We start from the raw sequence: 20,527 nt of genomic DNA, 5'->3' as shown, positions 1-20,527 counted from the left end.
TCTGTTTATGAGTTAGCAGTTTTCACAAAATAAATTCCTTTTTCATTAATGATTTTCTCGTCAGAAAAAGCAATTTGGCAGTTACTGAGAAAATTTTGCCATTTTGCGGCAACTTCTCTTTCTTCAGGCCTCGTAGCATCATCTAAAATTATATCAATTTGATGTTCTGCTAAATATTTGAATAAAAGCGGTACGGCCGGATAGCGAGCATTTTTGCAAGTATCCCCCGGTGGGCCATCAACTAATACCAATATTTTAGCTGATTTACCTTGTAGATTTTGCGCTAACTGTTGCAGTGTAGCTTCACAGTCATAGTATAAAAAGGTTTGTTCATTTTTCTGCCATTCAATCAGGGGCGCATGTACTAAGTCAACATGTTTGGCCACTTGGTTGGTGTTTAAAAGTACTTGGGTTCTCTGATAGTAATCGGCATGGTGGTCGAATGAGAGAATTTTTTGCGGCAGTAAATCACTCATCAGTGGCTGGTGGTGTTTTGCGGCTGCAAGTTTAGCAAACAGTAGAGTGGAGGTGCCGCTGCCGAATTCTATCACTAAATCATATTGTTTTTGGCGCATTTGGTTGATGATAAACAGACCGATATCGGGGCTGATGGGCCAGCCATGGAAGCCTGAGAGCAGACTGCCGGTATTCAGATAATTGTGAATGGCAATATAGGCCTCAATTTGAGAAGTGCTGTTATTGAGGCGCTGGGTTAGTGTATTAATAACATTTTTTTCAGTTTTTTGAATGGTTTCGTTGTAATCGGGCACAACGTTTTTAGACGTCAAGCGGTCTATTTGAGTGGCTAATAAACTTGCTGTTTGTTCTGTTTGTGTCCGGAATAGAGTATTCAGATATTGTAGCAGTTGTTCTTGCTGTTGATCGAATAACTCGCGTTGTTGTGTCGGTAAGGCGTGGGTATATTGTTCATGTTTCTTTTCTAGTTCGGAAAATTTATATTTATATTTTTTGGCTGTTTGCTTCCATTTTTTAACGTGTTTAAAGTTTTTTTCTTGTATGGCTACCAGCTCTTGTTTGAGTTGAGTAAGATGCTTCTCTAATACCTTTTTTTCAGTTTGTTGAGCTTGGTTTTGTTGTGTAGCGGATTGGTATTTCCGGAAGGTTATCCGGTTTAACTTGGCATGGTCTTTTACAAATATTGCATAGGCAACTTTGGGATGGCGCCCTGACTCTGTTGCTATTAATTTGAAATTTTGTGCATGTAAATATTCAGCCAAAGCTGTTAAATCGGCTTCAGGTAGATTTTCTATATCAAGGCTGGTTTTGGCAATAATGATATTAGTATGCTGAAGCAAGTCGGTGGTGTGTTGGAGCAGTGATTGCGCCCCAAAACAGTTGATAATCAATAGTTCAGGCTGCAAGTCTTGCTTTAAGGTAAAATCTTGTAGTGATAGCGCGGCTAGGTTTTGTTGTTGGGTAGTTTGGATATTGGGCCAAATGGCGGTTAATTTTTCAGGTGCAATCAGACCGCTTTCGCTGCTGAGGCTGGCGTGGTAGAAAGTGGTTGTGCCGGTGTGCTCTGCAATCAGTTGGTTATAGATTGTCCAGTCGGAAGGTATGTTGGTTTCTGTCTGTAAAATAGGATGGTCTCCAGGGTTGGTTTCAATTAAAGTAACATGGGGAATGGTTTGTTGCTGCAGCCAACCCAACCATTCACAAGCGCCACTACTGGCTCCAATCAACAATACATGTTTGATGGGAAAGAGTATGGCAAGCTGTGTGAGCCACTGAATTGATTTCGGATAATAGATGGGCATGGCATATTACTCGGCAGGGAGGTTGTTTTAACTGTGGTGCTGCAATAACTGCTGTTAAGTGTAAGTGGGCATAACAGTATTTATTGTATTAAAAATTATGATTTTGTATGTTATTTATCTTTTAATGCGGCCGTCTGAAAGAGCATGAGCGTATTAAAGACTCGGAGGCCTATTTTGATCGTTTTGCTTGCTTTCTGAATTCTCTGACGGTTTTGCTTAGTGCCCAAGGTGCCGTCAGCCAAAGAAGGGGGTTGCGGCTGTGTTTCAAGAGCGTTTGGCCAAGCTGGTAAGATAAATGACGTTGCATTTTTTCTGCTTCATAGGCATCTTGATATTCACTTATAGCAGGAAGTCCAGTTTCGCTTGAGATGGGTTTGCGATGTTCTTTCAACAGGGCAAACGGCATATTCAGCCAACCGCTGATATTTCTGCTATTTTGGATCATGGCAGCACCGAGGCGGTAATCCAGTTGGCTTCGTATCCGTTCGGCGGCACCGTAATATACCGGGAGTGCGTTTAGGCGCTGATTTTCTAAAAATAAACGTTCCAGCTCTTCTTGTGTATGATGTAACTGGGCCAATAATTGTTTATTGTCGTTTTCTCTTTCTTGAAGAGCACGGCCTTGAGTTTGCTCCAGTTGCTTGTACTGGCTAAGGGTTTGTTGCTTTTCTTGCTCCAACTGTTTGTACTTGTTTAATACTTGCTGTTTTTCCTGCTCTAATAGATTAATTTTTTTGAGAGTGTCGTTTTTTTCCTGCACAGCAGTATTGAGCAGGTCTTCAGTGTTTTTATGTGTTAAGTGTATGCTTTCAAAGGCTTCCTGAGTAGTATGTAGCTGGTTGAGCAATAGATTATTTTCTTGGCGGATGCTTGTCAGTTCGGTGTTGTTTTGCTGTATAGCGGTAGTTTGCTCGGCGAGCTGTCGGCGTTGTTGTACCATCGCTTGCCATGCTAAAACGGCGGGTTGATTATCCGCATGCAGGTGTGAATCTTTGCGCAAGGGCAGGCTGGCGCTGGCTTGCAGCTCTTGATAGAGTTGCGTTACGCTGGGGTGTGATTTAATGATAAAGTCTGCTAAAAAGTGCGCCAATTGATCTGGTGGGCTGGTAGTGCCCAGTGGCTTGAATGGCAAGGATTTGTCCAATTTTTTGCTTTGTGTTGCTAAGGTGGAGTTTTTTACTATGGAATTTTGCCACGGTGCCTCAATGTGCAGTTGCACTTGTTGAATGTAGCTGCTGGAGGAAAGCTTGGCTTGTTGGCTGTTTACTAGCAGGCAGCGTTCTTGATTGCGTGAATAAAAATGCAACAGTGCTTCGTTGTAGTCAATCCATTCTTGTAGCTTTTGTTCGATTGCATCGCTGTCAAGTAAGTCTTGATGATGCGTCAATATGCTGTGGGGGTGGTCGTATACCAAGGCAAAATGAATGCTTTCATCCATTTTTTGCCAATAGTCAAGCAGGTAGAGTGCTTGCGGGTCTGCCCAGCCCCATAGGGATTGATCAATATTTCCTAAAAACAAATCCATCGCTAACCCATGCCATACGGCATTGACGGTCAGTTGGCGGTTTGTGATTTTATTGCTTGCCTGCAAGGATTGGTTGGTTGAAGTGTTGGGAGTGGCTTTCAATAGTGCCGCGTCAATCTCTAATGGTGACATTTTTTCCCGTTTTGAGGGAAGGGCAGGGCGCATACCAACTTCGTGTAATAGTGTTTCTATGATTTGGTAGTCGGAGTCGGGATGTCCTACAACAAGAATTTTTGCCACAGTGATAACCTTTTTAATAACTTTAGATTAGTTTATTTAGTATTTGTGTGTAGAGGATTTTGTAAATGGGTAGGGTATTGATGAAATTATTTTGTTTTAAATTTTAAAGCAAGTGCTTTAGTTTGAATAGATGCTTTTAAGTTTTTTGTCAAAAAATGTTGTGAATGGCATTGTTATACAGTAATGACGTGTTGAAAATTTGCCAAATAGGTAAATTTAATTATTATAATTATGTATAATAATTCATTGGTTAATGTCCGGGGTGAGCTAATTGTGAGTTTGTAGTTAAATGGTGTAATATTCCGAGTACAATAGATTTTATTCGATAATTATTGAGATTGATGAGTGGTATTTTAAGCATGAATAAATATTTTCTACGGATTGGTAGTTATGGTGTGCAGGGCGTGATGACAGCTCTACTGTTGTCGGCATGCGCAGGCCTCCCCACTTCCGGCCCCAGCGGTAAAAAAGTGGTGGCTTTAAGTGAGCAACAGGCAACGGCGGCTGTGCCCGAAGTGGAAGTCATTGATCTTGATGAAAGCTTGGTGCGTAAGCTGTATCAGCAAAAAAATAATCAATCTTTTGCCCAATTGGGCGAAGGTCGTGCTTCTGTGGGCGCGGTGAATATTGGTGATGTGCTAGACATTACCATTTGGGAAGCGCCGCCGGCGGTGTTGTTTGGCGGGTCGTTAACGTCCAGCGGATCGGGCAGTGCGCAGTTGACCAAGCTGCCGGAGCAGATGGTGAGCGAGCGCGGCACGGTGTCGATTCCTTTTGTGGGCGATATTGCGGTGAGCGGTAAAACGCCGGGGCAGATTCAGGAAATTATCAAAGGCCGTCTGAAAAGGATGGCGAACCAGCCGCAGGTGATGGTGCGCATGGTGCAGAATAATGCGGCCAATGTGTCGGTGGTGCGTGCCGGTAACAGTGTGCGTATGCCGTTGACGGCGGCGGGCGAGCGGGTGTTGGATGCGGTGGCGGCGGTAGGTGGTTCGACTGCGAATGTGCAGGATACCACGGTGCAGCTGACGCGCGGCAATGAGGTGAAGCAGGTGGCGCTGGAAGATTTGGTGGCCAATCCGCGCCAGAATATTGTGTTGCGTAAAAACGACGTGGTCACGATTATCACCAATCCGTATAGCTTTACTTCGATGGGTGCGGTCGGCCGTTCGCAGCAGGTGGGCTTTTCGGTAAGGGGCTTGTCGCTGGCGGAAGCAGTCGGCCGGATGGGCGGTTTGCAAGACCGCCGTTCGGATGCGCGCGGGGTATTTGTGTTCCGTTATGAGCCGCTGGCGGATTTGCCGGAGCAGGATAAGGGTGCTTGGCTGGCCAAGGGATATACTTATGATGCGGAGATTCCGGTGGTGTATCGTGTGAATCTGGCAGATGCGAACTCTTTATTTTGGCTGCAACGCTTTCCGGTAAAAGACAAAGATGTGGTTTATGTGTCGAATGCGCCTTTGGCCGAAGTGCAGAAATTCTTACAATTTGTGTTCTCACCGGTGGTTAGCGGTGTGAACAGCGTTGATAATATCGCCAATTAATGAAGAGGCCGTCTGAAAGCTGTATATGCTTTCAGACGGCCTGCAAGTTTTTAAAATATTGAATGGATGCAGAAAATGTCCGAGCAAAAACCGGTAGCGGCCTCAGCCGCGCAGCAGGCTGAGGCCGCAGCGAAACAAGCCGAAGCAGCGAAACAAGCCGAAGCAGCGAAACAAGCCGAAGCAGCGAAACAAGCCGAAGCAGCGAAACAAGCCGAAGCAGCGAAACAAGCCGAAGCAGCGAAACAAGCCGAAGCAGCGAAACAAGCCGAAGCAGCGAAACAAGCCGAAGCAGCGAAACAAGCCGAAGCAGCGAAACAAGCCGAAGCAGCGAAACAAGCCGAAGCAGCGAAACAAGCCGAAGCAGCGAAACAAGCCGAAGCAGCGAAACAAGCCGAAGCAGCGAAACAAGCCGAAGCAGCGAAACAAGCCGAAGCAGCGAAACAAGCCGAAGCAGCGAAACAAGCCGAAGCAGCGAAACAAGCCGAAGCAGCGAAACAAGCCGAAGCAGCGAAACAAGCCGAAGCAGCGAAACAAGCCGAAGCAGCGAAACAAGCCGAAGCAGCGAAACAAGCCGAAGCAGCGAAACAAGCCGAAGCAGCGAAACAAGCCGAAGCAGCGAAACAAGCCGAAGCAGCGAAACAAGCCGAAGCAGCGAAACAAGCCGAAGCAGCGAAACAAGCCGAAGCAGCGAAACAAGCCGAAGCAGCGAAACAAGCCGAAGCAGCGAAACAAGCCGAAGCAGCGAAACAAGCCGAAGCAGCGAAACAAGCCGAAGCAGCGAAACAAGCCGAAGCAGCGAAACAAGCCGAAGCAGCGAAACAAGCCGAAGCAGCGAAACAAGCCGAAGCAGCGAAACAAGCCGAAGCAGCGAAACAAGCCGAAGCAGCGGCTTTGGCGGCTGCACGCAACAAACCCGGGCATAAGCTTAAAGGGTGGGCGGCCAAAGCCAGCCCGCTGTTGTGGCTGACGGTGATTATTCCTACCGCAGTGGCCGTACTTTATTTCGGCCTGATTGCTTCCGACCAATACACCTCAGAATCCAGCTTTGTGGTGCGTTCATCTAAAAATCAGACGGCGTTAAGCGATATCGGGGCGATTTTGCAAGGCGCCGGCTTCTCGCGTGCGCAAGACGATACTTATACGGTGCGGGAATATATGCAGTCGCGCTCTGCGCTGCAAGAGTTGGAAAGAGGCCTGCCGGTGCGGGATTTCTATGAAGTTAAGGGTGATATTTTCAGCCGCTTTAACGGTTTCGGCTTGTTTGATTCGCGCGAAGCTTTCTATCAGTATTACATTAAAAAAATCGGCATTAATTTTGATTCGATTTCAGGCATTACCACCTTGGGGGTCACCTCTTTTGATGCCGGCGAATCGGCGCAAATCAACAATGCCTTGCTCAAGCAGGGTGAGGCGCTGATCAATAAACTCAATACCCGGGCGCGTCAGGACACCATCCGCTATGCGCAAGAAGCGGTTAAAGTGGCAGAAGAGCGGGTGCAGAAAGCGGCCGGCAACATGACCGCCTACCGCACCGAGCACGGTATTTTTGATTTGAAAGCGCAATCCGAAGTGCAGATGGGGCTGGTTTCCAAGCTGCAAGACGAGCTGATTGTGATTCAAACGCAATTGGATCAGGTGCGTGCGGTTACCCCTGATAATCCGCAGATTCCGGGCTTGAAAGCCCGGGAGCAGAGTCTGCGTAAAGAAATCGCTCTGCAGATGCGCATGATTTCAGGCGGCGGCAGCAATTCGCTGACCAATCAGGCCGCAGATTACCAGCGCCTGTATCTGGAAAACGAATTGGCGGAAAAACAGCTGGCGGTAGCGGTGACTTCATTGGAAAACGCCCGGGCAGAAGCTGAGCGCCAACAGCTGTATCTTGAAGTGGTGTCGCAGCCCAGTGTGCCGGATATGCCGCAATTGCCCCAGCGAATTTATAACATTATCGCTACATTGATTATCGGCCTGATTGTGTACGGCATTTTGAGCTTGCTGATTGCCAGCGTACGTGAGCATAAAAACTGATGAAAGCTTTGCATCAAACTTCATTTCTCGAATCATTGGCGATTCAGGTGCGGGTGATCGGCGCTTTGCTGATGCGAGAAATCATCACCCGTTACGGACGCAACAATATCGGCTTTTTGTGGCTGTTTGTCGAGCCGTTGCTGATGACCTTGTTAATTGTCGGTTTGTGGGGCTATTTTCGTGCCAACCAGGTTTCCTCGTTGAATATGTTTGCTTTTGTGATGACCGGTTACCCGATGATGATGATGTGGCGGAGCGCTTCATCTCGTGCTATCGGCGCAATCAATGCCAATATCAGTTTGCTGTATCACCGCAATGTGCGGGTATTGGATACCTTGCTGGCGCGCATGCTGCTGGAAATTTCCGGCGCAACGATTGCCCAAATCGTGATTATGAGCCTTTTTATCGCCATGTCTTGGATTGAGCCGCCATATGATATGTTTTATATGCTGGTTGCTTGGATGCTGATGGCGATGTTTGCCGTGGGTTTGGGGTTGGTGATTTGCTCGGTGGCATATAAATTTGAAGCATTCGGCAAAATCTGGGGCACATTGAGTTTTTTGATGATGCCGCTTTCCGGTGTGTTTTTCTTTGTGCATGTATTGCCTGCCAAAATTCAGCAGTATGTATTGTGGATTCCGATGGTGCACGGTACAGAGATGTTTCGTGCCGGCTATTTCGGCCCCTCGGTAACCACTTATGAGAATCCGTGGTATCTGCTGTTGTGTAATCTGGTGCTGCTGCTGCTGGGTTTGGCCATGGTCAGCAATTTCAGTAAAGGGGTTGAGCCGCAATGATTTCGGTTGAGCATGTATCTAAACGTTACCGCACCCGTTCCGGTTGGCGAACGGTGTTGAACAATATTGATTTTAAGCTGGAAAAAGGCGAAAAAATCGGCATTTTGGGGCGCAACGGTGCGGGTAAATCCACCCTTATCCGGTTGGTCAGCGGTGTGGAAGCGCCCACTGAAGGCGAAATCAAGCGCACGATGAGCATTTCGTGGCCGCTGGCGTTTAGCGGTGCTTTTCAGGGCAGCCTGACCGGTATGGACAATCTGCGTTTTATCTGCCGCATTTATGATGTTGATGTCGATTATGTGAAGGCGTTTACCGAAGACTTTTCCGAGCTGGGGCAATATCTTTATGAGCCGGTAAAGCGCTATTCATCAGGGATGAAGGCGCGGCTGGCGTTTGCTTTGTCGCTGGCGGTTGAGTTTGACTGCTATCTGATTGATGAAGTGATTGCCGTCGGCGATTCGCGGTTTTCGGCCAAGTGTAAATATGAGCTGTTTGAGAAACGCAAAGACCGTTCGATTATTTTGGTGTCGCACAGCCACAGCGCCATGAAACAATATTGCGACAATGCGATGGTGCTGGAGGCCGGCCATATGCACAAATTTGAAAACATGGATTCAGCATATAAATATTATAATGCTTTGTTATAACAAATAATATGGTCAACGGCAGTTTGTCGTTTACGATAGCAAAGGCCGTCTGAATTCAGTTTCAGACGGCCTTTGGCTGTGATGGAATATTCAGATAATACCCATTTAAAAAAGTCAGTGAACCAGGCGGCGGCCCGAAGACGGTACAGTGAGTATGGGCTGGTTGACTTGGCGCTTCAGTGCCCTAGGGTGTCCGGACAATTCGATTTATGGGTGCTTTTTGCCCCTGCAAACGCATCTGCTGCGTTAAAAAGCCTCGCAAGATGTTCAATCTTGCTGCGTTTTTTGCCTGGCATCTGCGTTTCCAGGAACAAAAATCTCCTCATAAACGAATTGTCAGGGCACCTTAGTAAAACCGGTTCTCTTCAGACTCAGGCGCGCCAATGCCGTTAGGTTATTTTTGTGAATGGGCATAAGCTTGGGGCGGAAGGGAACCAAACGGTGTGATGGCGGTTCTTAATGGCAGAAGCATTGGGTATTTTATGCAGTCGGTCAGGGCGCCTTGGCACCATGATATGGTCAGATAATCCGCCCAAACCGCTTTTGAATCATGCAGAAAGCAAATGGCCGAATGATGAAAGCCTTGTGTTTCGATATGATACTTTGATAAGCTTGGCTGCTGTGATGGATGTCGGGTTATTTCGCCCGGCAACTTGTGTGATGAAAGGAGTGTTGTGATGAAATTTTCAATGGCTACCCCTTTAGCTGTAATCCTGTTGGCATTGAGCTTGAGTGCTTGCGGTGAGAAACCTGTTGATCAAAATACCACGCCTGCTGCGGGTGTGACTTCCGTGCCGGCTTCCGAGGTTTCTGCTTCTGCCCCGGCATCGGGCGTAGCGCAGTAATGTCTTTGATATTATGAGGCTTTGGCAAAATAAATTTCGGCGTGAAAGTGTTTCACCATGATGTTTTCCGGCCTGTGGCGGAATGAGATTCACGAACGATTCTGTGACTGCAACAGGTATTTTGCAAGGCTTCATCTTGGAGAAGGCCGTCTGAAAGATTAATCTTTCAGACGGCCTTCTGTTTAGGTATGACTCAGTGTTACATGCCCGCAGCAGCTTTTAAGGCAGCGGCTTTATCGGTGCGCTCCCAGGTAAATTCCGGCTCTTCGCGGCCGAAATGGCCGTAGGCGGCGGTTTTGCTGTAAATCGGGCGTTGCAGGTCGAGCATTTTGATGATGCCTTTCGGGCGCAGGTCGAATTGGTTGCGCACGATTTCAATCAGTTTTTCCTCATCCACTTTACCGGTGCCGAAGGTGTCGATGGCAATTGAAGTGGGTTGGGCGATGCCGATGGCGTAGGAAATCTGAATCTGGCATTGGCTGGCCAAACCGGCGGCCACAATGTTTTTGGCCACATAGCGGCAGGCATAGGCAGCCGAGCGGTCGACTTTGGTGGGGTCTTTGCCGGAAAACGCACCGCCGCCGTGCGGCGCGGCACCGCCGTAGGTATCGACGATGATTTTACGGCCGGTGAGGCCGCAGTCGCCTTGCGGGCCGCCGATGACAAAACGGCCGGTCGGGTTAATCAAATATTGGGTATCGGTGGTGAGCATGTCGGCAGGCAGCACCGGCTCGATGATGTGTTTTTTCACCGCTTCAATCAGTTCTTCGCGCTCGATTTGCGGCTCGTGCTGGGTTGACAGCACCACAGTATCGATGCGTTTGACTTTACCGGTGTCGGCATCATAAACGCAGGTCAGCTGGGCTTTGGCATCGGGGCGCAGCCACGGCAGCAGGCCGCTTTTGCGCACTTCGCTCTGGCGCTGCATCAGGCGGTGGGCGTAATAGATGGCAAACGGCATCAGCGTGGGGGTTTCGTCGCAGGCATAGCCGAACATCAAGCCCTGGTCGCCTGCGCCCATGTCTAAGTCTACACCTTCGCCTTCGTTTACGCCTTGGGCGATATCGGGCGATTGCTGGTCATAACACATCATGACCGCGCAGCCTTCGGCATCGAAGCCCATTTCGGAGCTGTTGTAACCGATGCGTTTGATGGTTTCACGCGCAACTTTGATGTAGTCGACGTGAGCGTTGGTGGTGACTTCGCCGGCCAATACGCACAAGCCGGTGTTAACCAGCGTTTCGGCGGCCACGCGGGCGGCCGGGTCTTGCGTGAGGATGGCGTCTAAAATCGCATCGGAAACTTGGTCGGCCACTTTGTCGGGATGGCCTTCGGAAACCGATTCGGAAGTAAATAAAAATTCGCTCATTGTATTCATTCTTTCGGGGTGGGGCGGGGCGTGCCTGATGTTCCAGACGGCCGCTTAACGGGTGTTTCAACAGGCAGGCCGCTGTCGGCTGCTGCGAAACACAAGCTCTTAATTAAAAGGAATTCTGCCCTCGGGTCCTGATGTGTTGTTTATGAGGGGATTTTTGTCCCTAAAATGCAGATGCTAGGCAAAAAACGCAGCAAGATTGAGCATCTTGCGAGGCTTTTTAACGCAGCAGATGCGTTTTTAGGGGCAAAATACACCCGTAAATAAAATTGTCAGGATGCACTCGGGTTTCGGGCAAAAAAAATTCCCGCATTAAGCGGGTTTGGATTGCTCTGGCGAGCCACATCGGTTTGATAACCGTCCACCTTACCTTTCGGCGTGAAAAGCAGGTTGGCATGGAATGTCCAACTCTTAATGCAGCGGCGATGATAGCAGGTTTTAAGTGGCTGAACAAGGGCGGTAAAAGCGCTGCGGGCGGCGGGTTTTTAAGGATTGCGTATTTCAAACCAAGCTAAGGCCGCCTGAATGGCAAACGACCCCGGTTTGGTTTGGGGTTTGCGCAGATTTCCATTAAAATCGTTTTTACCCTTTTGAGTCGGATGATTATGCAAACCTTCGTTACCCTGCTGTTTAAATGTTTGGCCGCCCTGCCGTTGCCGCTGCTGCACGTTATCGGCAATCTTTGGGGCGCTGCTGCCTGCCGTCTGTTGCCCAAAGACCGCAAGCGCGCGCGCGTGCATATGCTTCAGGCCGGGTTGGCGGCTGCCGATGCTGATATTAAGGCTGTTTTTCAGGAAACGGCCAAAGGCGCGCTGGAATTGCCGATAGCGTTTTTCAGACGACCTGAAGCCATTGAAGCCCTGTTTCAGGCAATACACGGCTGGGAACATGTTCAGACGGCCTTGGATAAGGGCGAAGGTTTGCTGTTTATCACGCCGCACATCGGCAGTTATGATTTGGCCGGGCGCTATATCAGCCAGCAGTTGCCGTTTCCGCTCACCGCCATGTATAAACCGCCGAAGCTGAAAATGTTTGATGCCATCATGCAGGCGGGGCGGGTGCGCGGCAAAGGGAAAACCGCGCCGACCAATATTCAGGGTGTGAAGCAGGTGATGAAGGCGCTGCGGGCGGGGGAGGCCACCATCGTGCTGCCTGACCATGTGCCCTCGCCCGAAGAAGGCGGTGACGGCGTATGGGTGGATTTTTTCGGCAAACCGGCCTATACAATGACGCTGGCGGCCAAGCTGGCGCAGGTAAAAGGGGTGAAGGCGCTGTTTTTCTGCGGCGAACGCTTGCCCGGCGGTCAAGGGTTTGTGCTGCATATCGAACCGCTGCAAGGTGAGTTGAACGGCGATAAAGCGCATGATGCGCGGCTGATCAACCAAAATGTCGAATATTGGATACGGCGTTTTCCTACACAGTATTTGTTTATGTATAACCGCTACAAACATCCTGCCGGCGCACCGCAGAGGCCGTCTGAAACGGGCTAAGCGCAGAGCAATCGCACCCATTCATAAAAAGCAAGCCCACACACAAATCTGAGTCATTCTGAATGGTCAGGACACCCGGCTTCCTTCCCTGCGGGGGAGGGCTGGGGAGAGGGCGGCAAACCGCAGGTTTGCTTCATTGCGCATTCCGCCATTATTTTCAGACGGCCTGACCGTTATCCAAGCCCCGCGGCTTGTGCCCTCTCCCTAACCCTCTCCCGCGGGAGAGGGAATTCGGTTGCCGTTGTTTTTGCCGTTGCGTGTTTTGGCCGGCGTTTGTTTCCCACCAATCTTACCGTTTCAGCAACCTAACTCCCTCCCCTGTGGGGGAGGGTTGGGGAGAGGGCGGCAAACTGCAGGTTTGCTTTATCATGTATTCTATTATCATTTTCAGGCGGCCTGACCGTTATCCAAGCCCCGCGGCTTGTGCCCTCTCCCTAACCCTCTCCCGCGGGAGAGGGAATTCGGTTGCCGTTGTTTTTGCCGTTGCGTGTTTTGGCCGGCGTTTGTTTTCCCGCCAATCTTTTACTGCTTCAGCCACCTAACTCCCTCCCCTGCGGGGGAGGGCTGGGGAGAGGGCGGCAAATCGCAGGTTTGCTTTATCATGTATTCTATTATCATTTTCAGGCGGCCTGACCGTTATCCAAGCCCCGCGGCTTGTGCCCTCTCCCTAACCCTCTCCCGCGGGAGAGGGAATTCGGTTGCCGTTGTTTTTGCCGTTGCGTGTTTTGGCCGGCGTTTGTTTTCCCGCCAATCTTTTACTGCTTCAGCCACCTAACTCCCTCCCCTGCGGGGGAGGGCTGGGGAGAGGGCGGCAAACCGCAGGTTTGCTTCATTGCACCTTCCGCCATCATTTTCAGACGGCCTGACCGTTATTCAAGCCCCGCGGCTTGCGCCCTCTCCCTAACCCTCTCCCATGGGAGAGGGAACCCGGTTGCCGTTGTGTTTGCCGTTGCGTGTTTCGGCCGGCGCTTGTTTTCCCGCCAATCTCACCGCTTCAGTAACCTAACTCCCTCCCCTGTGGGGGAGGGTTGGGGAGAGGGCGGCAAACCGCAGGTTTGCTTTATCATGTATTCTATTATCATTTTCAGGCGGCCTGGCTATTATTCAAGCCTTGCGGCTTGTGCCCTCTCCCTAACCCTCTCCCACGGGAAGGGAATTCAGTTGCCGTTGTGTTTGCCGTTGCGTGTTTTGGCCGGCGTTTGTTTTTCCCGCCAATCTTGCTGCTCCAGTCAGCGTAGTAGGGTGTTGCTTGCTATGATGCGGGATGTTCGATATACAAGGAAAAACAGGCCGTCTGAAACATAAACCGGTGTTTCAGACGGCCTGTTTGACGGCTTGCCGCTTCATGGCAACAGCATGTATTTGAATGATTTGACAATAGAGCAAATGCACGTGCCAAATATGTGTAGTTAAATGTAATATTGACATTAAATTTCACAAAAAATAAAATTATGGAAATTTAATTCTTAATAATGCCTTTGTTAAGAAAAATAAATCCAAGTTTGATTTAAATCACAATCAGCCGTTGCACAAGCCAGTAGAGTGCAGTTACATTTTATTACATTCAAACAGCTGATTGACGCTGCAAGAATAAAAATGCCTCAGAGAATCCTTCAACAAACAATAATGCAGGAGCAGTAAATGGAAAACTGGACGCAGACAATGGGCGCGGGCCCGTTGCTCGGTATTGCACTCGGCGCGATTGCGCTGATTTTGGTGCTGATTATTAAATTTCGTGTGCATGCATTGGTAACGATGGTGCTGGTGAGCCTGCTTACCGCCATTGCCACCGGCCTGCCGATGGGCAGCATCGTTAATGATGTATTGGTGAAAAACTTCGGCGGCACGCTCGGCAGCGTGGCGCTGCTGGTGGGCTTGGGCGCAATGCTCGGCCGCCTGGTCGAAACTTCGGGCGGGGCACAGTCGCTGGCCGATGCGCTGGTGCGCATGTTTGGCGAAAAACGCGCGCCGTTTGCGCTGGGTGTGGCTTCGCTGATTTTCGGTTTCCCGATTTTCTTTGATGCCGGCTTGGTGGTGATGCTGCCGATTGTGTTTGCCACCGCGCGGCGCATGAAAGCGCCGGTATTGGCGTATGGCTTGGCATCTATCGGCGCATTTTCGGTGATGCACGTGTTTCTGCCGCCGCATCCGGGCCCGATTGCCGCTTCTGAATTTTACGGCGCCGGCATCGGCCATGTGTTGCTGATCGGTTTGCCGATTGCTTTCATCACTTGGTATTTCAGCGGCTACCTGCTCGGCCAGTTTTTGGATAAGCGCATTCATGTGCCGGTGCCCGATTTGCTTTCAGGCGGCAAATTGGATAAGGATCAGCCCAAGCAGCCGGCTTCTGCGGCCACCGTTATCGGCATTATGCTGATTCCGATGCTGCTGATTTTTATGAACACCGGTTTGGCGACCTTAATCAGCCAGGATGTGGTCAGCGCCGATGAATCTTGGGTGCAAACCTTGCGCATGATCGGTTCGACGCCGATTGCGCTGCTGATTTCCGTATTGGTGGCCTTGTATGTATTGGGCGGCCGCCGCGGTGAGAAAGCCAGCGCGTTGGAAAAAACCATCGACGGTGCGCTCGGGCCGGTGTGTTCGGTGATTCTGATTACCGGCGCGGGTGGTATGTTTGGCGGCGTGTTGCGTGCTTCGGGCATCGGTCAGGCGCTGGCCGACAGCATGGCCGGTTTGGGTATTCCGGTGCTGCTGGGCTGCTTTTTGGTGGCGGTGGTGTTGCGCATTGCCCAAGGTTCGGCTACGGTGGCATTAACCACGGCAGCTGCACTGATGGCACCGGCGGTGATGGCTGCGGGTTATACCGATTGGCAGCTTGCCTGTGTGGTATTGGCAACTGCGGCCGGCTCGGTATGCGCCAGCCATGTTAACGATTCGGGTTTCTGGCTGGTCGGCCGCCTGCTCGATATGGACGTGCCCACCACCTTGAAAACGTGGACGGTTAACCAAACCCTGATTGCGGTGGTCGGCTTCACACTTTCCGCCATTGCATTTGTATTGCTGGGCTAAAGGAGTCAATAAGATGAATCAAACAACCGTACATTTCGTGGTGATGGGTGTATGCGGCTGCGGCAAAACCACTGCCGCCCAAGCCCTGCAAGCCGATTTCAACTGCCCTTATGCCGAGGGTGACGAATTTCACACTCAGGAAAACCGCGACAAAATGGGTGCGGGCATTCCGCTGACCGATGAAGACCGCTACCCGTGGCTGCGCAACCTGCGCGACTGGATGACGGCGCAGGCACAGCAGGGCGAGCCTTTCAGCGTGGTAACCTGTTCGGCGCTGAAACGCCAATACCGCGATATTCTGCGCGAAGCTGAAGGAAACGTGGTGTTTGTTCACTTGGCGCCGCCGCACGATGTCAACCTTGCCCGCATGATGGCGCGTAAAGGCCATTATATGAAAGCCGAAATGCTCACTTCGCAAGAAGCAATTCTGGAAGAATTGGGCAGCGACGAGGCCGGTGTGCGCATCGACAACGCCGGCGAGCCTGCCGAAGTGGAAGCTGAAATGCTGGCGTGGGTAAGAGCGCAGGGCTACAACGTGTAGCCTGTCGGAGATGGATTGAGGCCGTCTGAAAACCGTTGGTGCCGAATGGGCAACCGGCGTTTCAGACGGCCTGATTGTTGGGATGATGACGGATACCCATTCATAAAAGTAACCCAACAGCGTTGGCTCGCCTTGCCGTACTACCCGTGCTGTCTTCGGCTCGCCGCTTGGTTAGCTTGCTTGTGTGAATGGGTATGAGCGGGTATCTTGACTCAATAGGCCAAAACTTGTTCATGCCATTCATCCCCATAAGCCGGCAAAATAAACCGATACCGTCAGGCCGCTTCTATCAGTGGTATCATCAAAAAATATTATCCGGCTGCCGCTTGAACAGGGCGGCAGGCTGATTTTTGTGACAGCAAAACCCCAATCAGAGCATCTGTGTGGGTTTGAGCCCGAGCTGTCGGCACCCATTTTCAGGAGCGCACGATTATGAACATTACTTCCCTCGATCATCTCGTACTCACCGTTGCCGATATCGGCCGCAGTATTGATTTCTATACCCGTGTGCTGGGCATGCAGGAAATTACTTTCGGCGAAGGGCGCAAGGCGTTGCTGTTTGGCAGCCAGAAAATCAATCTGCATCAGCAAGGCGCAGAAATTGCACCGCATGCGCAAACAGCGGTGTGCGGCAGCGCCGATTTGTGTTTGCTGACCGATACGCCGCTGGCGCAGGTGCAGCAGGAATTGGCCGCACACGGCATCACCGCTTTGAGCGGGATTGTGCCGCGCACGGGCGCGGTGGGCGCCATCGATTCGGTTTATTTGCGCGACCCGGACGGCAATCTGCTCGAAATCAGCCGTTACCGCGTGTGAATGGGGATGAGCAGGCCTGTTTTTCAGACGGCCTGATTAATCTGCCGCCCTGCTTTTATCAATCATCAGAATACTTTAGGGTGGCCTGATGTGTCGATTTACGGGTGTATTTTGCCCCTGAAAACGCATCTGCTGCGTTAAAAAACCTCGTAAGATGCCCAATCTTGCTGCGTTTTTTGCCTTGAGCCTGCATTTTCAGGAACAAAAATCCCTCCATAAACGACACATCAAGACACCCTAGGCCGTCTGAACATGGGGTTGTGCTTGCAACTGATTGATAAATCGTCTATAAGTCGGCTTTATCGGCAAAATAAACGATACGGCAAGGGAGTGTTGGGGCATGGATATTGTTTCGCGGCTGCAAAGGCTGCCGGTGGGGCGGTTTCACTACACATTGCTGGTGTTGGTGGGTTTGGGCTGGCTGTTTGATGCGATGGATACCGGCATGGTGTCGTTTGTGCTGGCCACGCTGGGTAAGGAATGGGCGTTAAGCCCGCGAGCCTTGGGTTGGGTGGTGAGCACCGGTTTTGTGGGCATGGCCGCCGGCGCGGTGTTGGGCGGGCGGGCGGCGGATAAAATCGGCCGCAAAACAGTGTTTGCCGCCAGCTTGGTGGTGTACAGCATTGCCACGGCGCTATGTGCGCTGGCGCCTGATTTGGCCTGGCTGCTGCTGTTTCGTTTTTTTGTCGGCATCGGCTTGGGGGCGCAATTGCCGGTGGCGGTAACGCTGGTGAGCGAATATGTGCCGGCCTCGGTGCGCGGGCGGTTTATTGTGCTGTTGGAAAGTTTTTGGGGGCTGGGCTGGCTGGCTGCGGCGCTGGTGTCGTATTTTTTTATTCCGCAATACGGCTGGCACAGCGCTTTTCTGATTGGCGGCCTGCCGGTGTTTTATGTGTTTTTTGTGTGGAAATACATTCCCGAATCGGTGCTTTATCTGATTCATAAAGGGCGTATTGAAGAGGCGCACCAAATTGTGTGCCGCTTAGAGGCGCAGGCGGGCATGCCGGTGGCGGAAAAGGCGCTGGTGGCGCAGGCGGCCTCGCCAGAAAAAATCCGCTTCGGCCAATTGTGGCAGCCGCCGTTTGCCAAGCGCACATTGATGCTGTGGCTGATTTGGTTCGGCATTGTGTTTTCTTATTACGGCATTTTCACTTGGCTGCCCAAGCTTTTGGTGGAACAGGGCTATACCGTTATTCAAACGTTCGAATATGTGCTGGTGATGATTCTGGCGCAACTGCCGGGTTATTTTGCGGCGGCGGTGCTGGTGGAAAAAATCGGCCGCAAGGCCACGCTGGCGGGCTTTTTGTTTGCCTGTGCGCTGTGTGCTTATTTTTTCGGCCAAGGCGGCAGCGTGGCGGCGGTGATTTTTTGGGGCTGCATGATGTCGTTTTTCAACCTCGGTGCCTGGGGCGTGCTTTATACTTATACGCCTGAGCTTTATCCGGTGCGTTTTCGGGCGTTCGGCTCCGGCTGGGCGGGCGCGGTCGGCCGTGTGGGCGGTATTTTGGCGCCGATGGCGGTGGCCGCACTGATTGTGCAGCCGCAGGGATTCGGTAAGATTTTTATGATGTTTGCCGGTGTGCTGCTGGCGGTGGTGGCGGTGATTGTGCTGTTGGGTGAGGAAACCAAAGGGCGTACGCTGGAAGACATCAGCCGTTGAGCGGCGGCTTAATTTGAAGGCGCCGGGCCCTCGCCGGTGTTGAGTTGAGGTAATACCCGTTCACAAAAATAACCTAACGGCGTTGGCTCGCCTGAGCTCGAAGAGGACTGCTTTCGCTAAGGCGCTGAAGCACCAAGTCAACCACTCCTGTAGGTGTGTAAAGTCTTCGGCTCGCCGCCTTGTTAGCTTACTTTTGTGAATTGGTATAAGATATGCCGTCTGAAAACTTTTCAGACGGCATCTTGTTGATTGTGCCGGTATTGCGCTGCTGCGTCATTCTTTTCACGATCGTTACTGCCTGGGGCTTATGCCTTGTATCACTGCTTTATTCATTTCACTCTCGATTGTCTGCTTTTCATCATGAATCCATCTATCCAAAATGCTCTGCAACAACTCAACGGCTTGATTTTGGGCAAGCCCGATGTATTGCAGCAGCTGCTTGCCGGCATCATTGCCGGCGGCCATGTGCTGCTCGAAGATGTGCCCGGTGTGGGCAAAACCACGTTGGCGCACGGGGTGGCGGCGGTGTTGGGGCTGGATTACCGGCGGGTGCAGTTCACCAGCGATATGCTGCCTTCTGATTTGCTCGGCGTGAATATTTACCGCCCCGATGAGGGCCGGTTTACGTTTTATCCCGGGCCGGTGTTTCATCCGTTTTTGCTGGCCGATGAAATCAACCGTGCCTCGCCCAAGCTGCAATCGGCATTGCTTGAGGCGATGGAAGAGCGGCAGGTGTCGGTGGACGGGCAAACTTATGCGTTGCCGGCGCCGTTTGTGGTGGTGGCCACGCAAAACCCTGTCGAACAGGCGGGCACGTTTGCGCTGCCCGAATCGCAGCTCGACCGCTTTATGATGCGCCTGAGCCTGGGGTATCCGGCTGCCGAGGCCGAAACACAGCTTTATGCGGCCGGCGGCGGCCGCAGCAGCCTGCCCGCCTTGCAGGCAGTGTGTGATGCGGCGGGCGTGCAGCAATGGCAGCAGCAGGCGGCGGCGGTGAAATTTGCACCTGCCGCCGCCGCTTATGTTTACCGTTTGGTGCAGGCAACGCGCCGGCCGGGGCAGTTTGTGCTGGGTTTGAGCCCGCGCGCGGGGCTGGCGGTGGTGAGGGCGGCCAAGGCATGGGCGTTTATGCAGGGGCGGGCGCATGTGTTGCCTGATGATATCAAGGCGGTGTGGGTGCCGGTGGCCAACCACCGTTTGCAGCCGGTGCGACAGGGCATCGGCAGTGCGCAAATGCTGGCGGAGTTGCTCCATCATGTGGCCGTTTCGTAGCGCGGCCTTACCCGCCGCCACGGGGCGTTCGCCTTCCTGGCGCCATCTCGGCTGCCGACCGACCCGTTTGGGTATGGGGGTGCTGGCGGTGGCGGCGTTGTTGTGGCTGGCGGGGGTGAATTATCAGGTAAACCTGGCTTATGCGGCGGCGTTTTGGCTGACGGCGTTTATGGGGGTGGCGGTGTTGATGAACATGCGCCAGCTGTTGGGCATGCAGATTGATGTGGCGATGCCGCAGGAAGTGTTTGCCGGCGGGCAGGCGCTGTTGCAGTTGAGCGTGCCCGACAATGTGCGCACGCGCTGGTTGTGGTTGGCGAATGAAGATGAATATCTCGACAGGCCGTCTGAAAGCGCTGTGTGGCAGCCGTGGCAGGTGCGCAGCGGCGGTGCGGATGTGTTTGCCTGGCGCATTGCGGCGGTGCGTCGCGGTTATCTGCGGGTGCCGCCGTTGCGCACGGCGGCGGTGGCGCCGTTCGGGCTGACCATGGTGCAGTGTGTGTGGCATTGGCCGAGCGATGCGGTGGTGTATCCGGCGCCGATCGCACACGAATGGCCGCCGCAGGCCGCCGCTGCCGCTGCCGGCGGATATGGCCGACCTTGGCCGGATGATGGCGATTGGGCGTATTTGCAGCCACACCAGGCCGGCACGCCGTGGCAGCATGTGGCGTGGAAAAGCTATGCCAAAACCGGCGAGCTGTCGGACAAAAAATTTGAGCACCCTGTTGCCGGAGCGCCGCAAATGGTGCTGTCTTATTTGGATTACCCCGCCGATACGCCGCAACAGCGGTTGGCCGGCCTGCTCTGCCACCGGGTGTTGGCGGCGGAGCGGCATGGTGCGGTTTATACGCTGCACCTGCCCGACACGCTGATTGAACCGCAAGCGGGGCAGCGTGAGAAATGTTTAACGGCCTTGGCTTTGTGGTAATGCCCGGTTGTCAAAAT

At 52.0% G+C, this 20,527-nt stretch carries 16 protein-coding genes and 1 riboswitch; of the genes, 12 read left to right on the top strand and 4 right to left on the bottom strand.

The annotated features are described in order from the left end of the window. Nucleotides 1-5: 5 nt before the first annotated feature. On the bottom strand, nucleotides 6-1,778 hold the full coding sequence (locus tag LVJ83_RS12610; protein WP_244785009.1) for a glycosyltransferase family 9 protein: 1,773 nt from the start codon (nucleotides 1,776-1,778) through the stop codon (nucleotides 6-8). 169 nt (nucleotides 1,779-1,947) lie between these two features. Continuing rightward, entirely contained in the window at nucleotides 1,948-3,543 is a 1,596-nt protein-coding gene (locus LVJ83_RS12605) for a hypothetical protein (RefSeq protein ID WP_244785008.1), read from the bottom strand. Between the two features lie 407 nt (nucleotides 3,544-3,950). On the opposite strand from LVJ83_RS12605, the gene LVJ83_RS12600 reads away from it, so the two are divergent. The 5 genes from LVJ83_RS12600 (at nucleotide 3,951) to LVJ83_RS12580 (ending at nucleotide 9,401) form a co-directional block, all read left to right on the top strand. Further along, nucleotides 3,951-5,087, top strand: coding sequence for a polysaccharide biosynthesis/export family protein (locus LVJ83_RS12600; protein WP_425316033.1), 1,137 nt, complete (start codon nucleotides 3,951-3,953; stop codon nucleotides 5,085-5,087). Nucleotides 5,088-5,978: 891 nt separating this feature from the next. Then, nucleotides 5,979-7,112 carry a capsule biosynthesis protein gene (locus LVJ83_RS12595; RefSeq protein ID WP_244787781.1) on the top strand — a complete coding sequence of 378 codons (1,134 nt, stop codon included), beginning with the start codon at nucleotides 5,979-5,981 and terminating at the stop codon, nucleotides 7,110-7,112. Continuing rightward, nucleotides 7,112-7,909 carry an ABC transporter permease gene (locus LVJ83_RS12590; RefSeq protein ID WP_244785007.1) on the top strand — a complete coding sequence of 266 codons (798 nt, stop codon included), beginning with the start codon at nucleotides 7,112-7,114 and terminating at the stop codon, nucleotides 7,907-7,909. Before LVJ83_RS12595 ends, LVJ83_RS12590 begins: the two co-directional genes overlap by 1 nt. Beyond that, on the top strand, nucleotides 7,906-8,556 hold the full coding sequence (locus LVJ83_RS12585) for an ABC transporter ATP-binding protein (RefSeq protein WP_244785006.1): 651 nt from the start codon (nucleotides 7,906-7,908) through the stop codon (nucleotides 8,554-8,556). The genes LVJ83_RS12590 and LVJ83_RS12585 overlap by 4 nt, the downstream gene beginning before the upstream one ends. A 677-nt stretch (nucleotides 8,557-9,233) precedes the next feature. Beyond that, nucleotides 9,234-9,401 carry a hypothetical protein gene (locus LVJ83_RS12580; RefSeq protein WP_244785005.1) on the top strand — a complete coding sequence of 56 codons (168 nt, stop codon included), beginning with the start codon at nucleotides 9,234-9,236 and terminating at the stop codon, nucleotides 9,399-9,401. 199 nt (nucleotides 9,402-9,600) lie between these two features. Here the strand turns inward: LVJ83_RS12580 and metK are convergent, their stop codons facing one another. Then, a complete protein-coding gene (gene metK, locus LVJ83_RS12575; protein ID WP_244785004.1) occupies nucleotides 9,601-10,770 on the bottom strand; it encodes a methionine adenosyltransferase in 1,170 nt (389 codons plus the stop codon). A 318-nt stretch (nucleotides 10,771-11,088) separates the two neighbouring features. Then, a riboswitch (SAM-I-IV-variant riboswitch) is annotated at nucleotides 11,089-11,199 on the bottom strand. A gap of 182 nt (nucleotides 11,200-11,381) precedes the next feature. On the opposite strand from metK, the gene LVJ83_RS12570 reads away from it, so the two are divergent. The 4 genes from LVJ83_RS12570 (at nucleotide 11,382) to LVJ83_RS12555 (ending at nucleotide 16,653) form a co-directional block, all read left to right on the top strand. Continuing rightward, nucleotides 11,382-12,266 carry a lysophospholipid acyltransferase family protein gene (locus LVJ83_RS12570; RefSeq protein WP_244785003.1) on the top strand — a complete coding sequence of 295 codons (885 nt, stop codon included), beginning with the start codon at nucleotides 11,382-11,384 and terminating at the stop codon, nucleotides 12,264-12,266. Nucleotides 12,267-13,907: 1,641 nt separating this feature from the next. Further along, nucleotides 13,908-15,296 carry a GntP family permease gene (locus LVJ83_RS12565; RefSeq protein ID WP_244785002.1) on the top strand — a complete coding sequence of 463 codons (1,389 nt, stop codon included), beginning with the start codon at nucleotides 13,908-13,910 and terminating at the stop codon, nucleotides 15,294-15,296. A 13-nt stretch (nucleotides 15,297-15,309) separates the two neighbouring features. Further along, nucleotides 15,310-15,837, top strand: a complete 528-nt coding sequence (locus LVJ83_RS12560) for a gluconokinase (RefSeq protein WP_244785001.1) — start codon at nucleotides 15,310-15,312, stop codon at nucleotides 15,835-15,837. 432 nt (nucleotides 15,838-16,269) lie between these two features. Next, entirely contained in the window at nucleotides 16,270-16,653 is a 384-nt protein-coding gene (locus tag LVJ83_RS12555; protein WP_244785000.1) for a VOC family protein, read from the top strand. 58 nt (nucleotides 16,654-16,711) lie between these two features. Here the strand turns inward: LVJ83_RS12555 and LVJ83_RS12550 are convergent, their stop codons facing one another. After that, on the bottom strand, nucleotides 16,712-16,870 hold the full coding sequence (locus LVJ83_RS12550; protein WP_244784999.1) for a hypothetical protein: 159 nt from the start codon (nucleotides 16,868-16,870) through the stop codon (nucleotides 16,712-16,714). Between the two features lie 123 nt (nucleotides 16,871-16,993). Here LVJ83_RS12550 and LVJ83_RS12545 point away from each other — a divergent pair, with 123 nt between their 5' ends. From LVJ83_RS12545 to LVJ83_RS12535, 3 genes are all read left to right on the top strand, one after another. Then, entirely contained in the window at nucleotides 16,994-18,313 is a 1,320-nt protein-coding gene (locus tag LVJ83_RS12545) for an MFS transporter (protein WP_244784998.1), read from the top strand. Between the two features lie 360 nt (nucleotides 18,314-18,673). Beyond that, nucleotides 18,674-19,585, top strand: a complete 912-nt coding sequence (locus LVJ83_RS12540; protein WP_244784997.1) for an AAA family ATPase — start codon at nucleotides 18,674-18,676, stop codon at nucleotides 19,583-19,585. Continuing rightward, nucleotides 19,569-20,510, top strand: a complete 942-nt coding sequence (locus tag LVJ83_RS12535) for a DUF58 domain-containing protein (RefSeq protein WP_244784996.1) — start codon at nucleotides 19,569-19,571, stop codon at nucleotides 20,508-20,510. Before LVJ83_RS12540 ends, LVJ83_RS12535 begins: the two co-directional genes overlap by 17 nt. The last annotated feature ends 17 nt before the right edge of the window (nucleotides 20,511-20,527 follow it).

The organism is Uruburuella testudinis (genome assembly GCF_022870865.1).
Classification (GTDB): domain Bacteria; phylum Pseudomonadota; class Gammaproteobacteria; order Burkholderiales; family Neisseriaceae; genus Neisseria; species Neisseria testudinis.
Note: the sequence above shows the minus strand (reverse complement) of the source record. Positions and strands in the feature narration are given on the sequence as shown.

Coding starts and splice junctions, on each gene's coding strand:
- LVJ83_RS12610 (WP_244785009.1), bottom strand. CDS start 1,778: ATGCCCATCTATTATCCGAAATCAATTCAGTGGCTCACACAGCTTGCC.
- LVJ83_RS12600 (WP_425316033.1), top strand. CDS start 3,951: ATGACAGCTCTACTGTTGTCGGCATGCGCAGGCCTCCCCACTTCCGGC.
- LVJ83_RS12590 (WP_244785007.1), top strand. CDS start 7,112: ATGAAAGCTTTGCATCAAACTTCATTTCTCGAATCATTGGCGATTCAG.
- LVJ83_RS12585 (WP_244785006.1), top strand. CDS start 7,906: ATGATTTCGGTTGAGCATGTATCTAAACGTTACCGCACCCGTTCCGGT.
- LVJ83_RS12580 (WP_244785005.1), top strand. CDS start 9,234: ATGAAATTTTCAATGGCTACCCCTTTAGCTGTAATCCTGTTGGCATTG.
- metK (WP_244785004.1), bottom strand. CDS start 10,770: ATGAGCGAATTTTTATTTACTTCCGAATCGGTTTCCGAAGGCCATCCC.
- LVJ83_RS12570 (WP_244785003.1), top strand. CDS start 11,382: ATGCAAACCTTCGTTACCCTGCTGTTTAAATGTTTGGCCGCCCTGCCG.
- LVJ83_RS12565 (WP_244785002.1), top strand. CDS start 13,908: ATGGAAAACTGGACGCAGACAATGGGCGCGGGCCCGTTGCTCGGTATT.
- LVJ83_RS12560 (WP_244785001.1), top strand. CDS start 15,310: ATGAATCAAACAACCGTACATTTCGTGGTGATGGGTGTATGCGGCTGC.
- LVJ83_RS12555 (WP_244785000.1), top strand. CDS start 16,270: ATGAACATTACTTCCCTCGATCATCTCGTACTCACCGTTGCCGATATC.
- LVJ83_RS12550 (WP_244784999.1), bottom strand. CDS start 16,870: ATGGAGGGATTTTTGTTCCTGAAAATGCAGGCTCAAGGCAAAAAACGC.
- LVJ83_RS12545 (WP_244784998.1), top strand. CDS start 16,994: ATGGATATTGTTTCGCGGCTGCAAAGGCTGCCGGTGGGGCGGTTTCAC.
- LVJ83_RS12540 (WP_244784997.1), top strand. CDS start 18,674: ATGAATCCATCTATCCAAAATGCTCTGCAACAACTCAACGGCTTGATT.
- LVJ83_RS12535 (WP_244784996.1), top strand. CDS start 19,569: ATGTGGCCGTTTCGTAGCGCGGCCTTACCCGCCGCCACGGGGCGTTCG.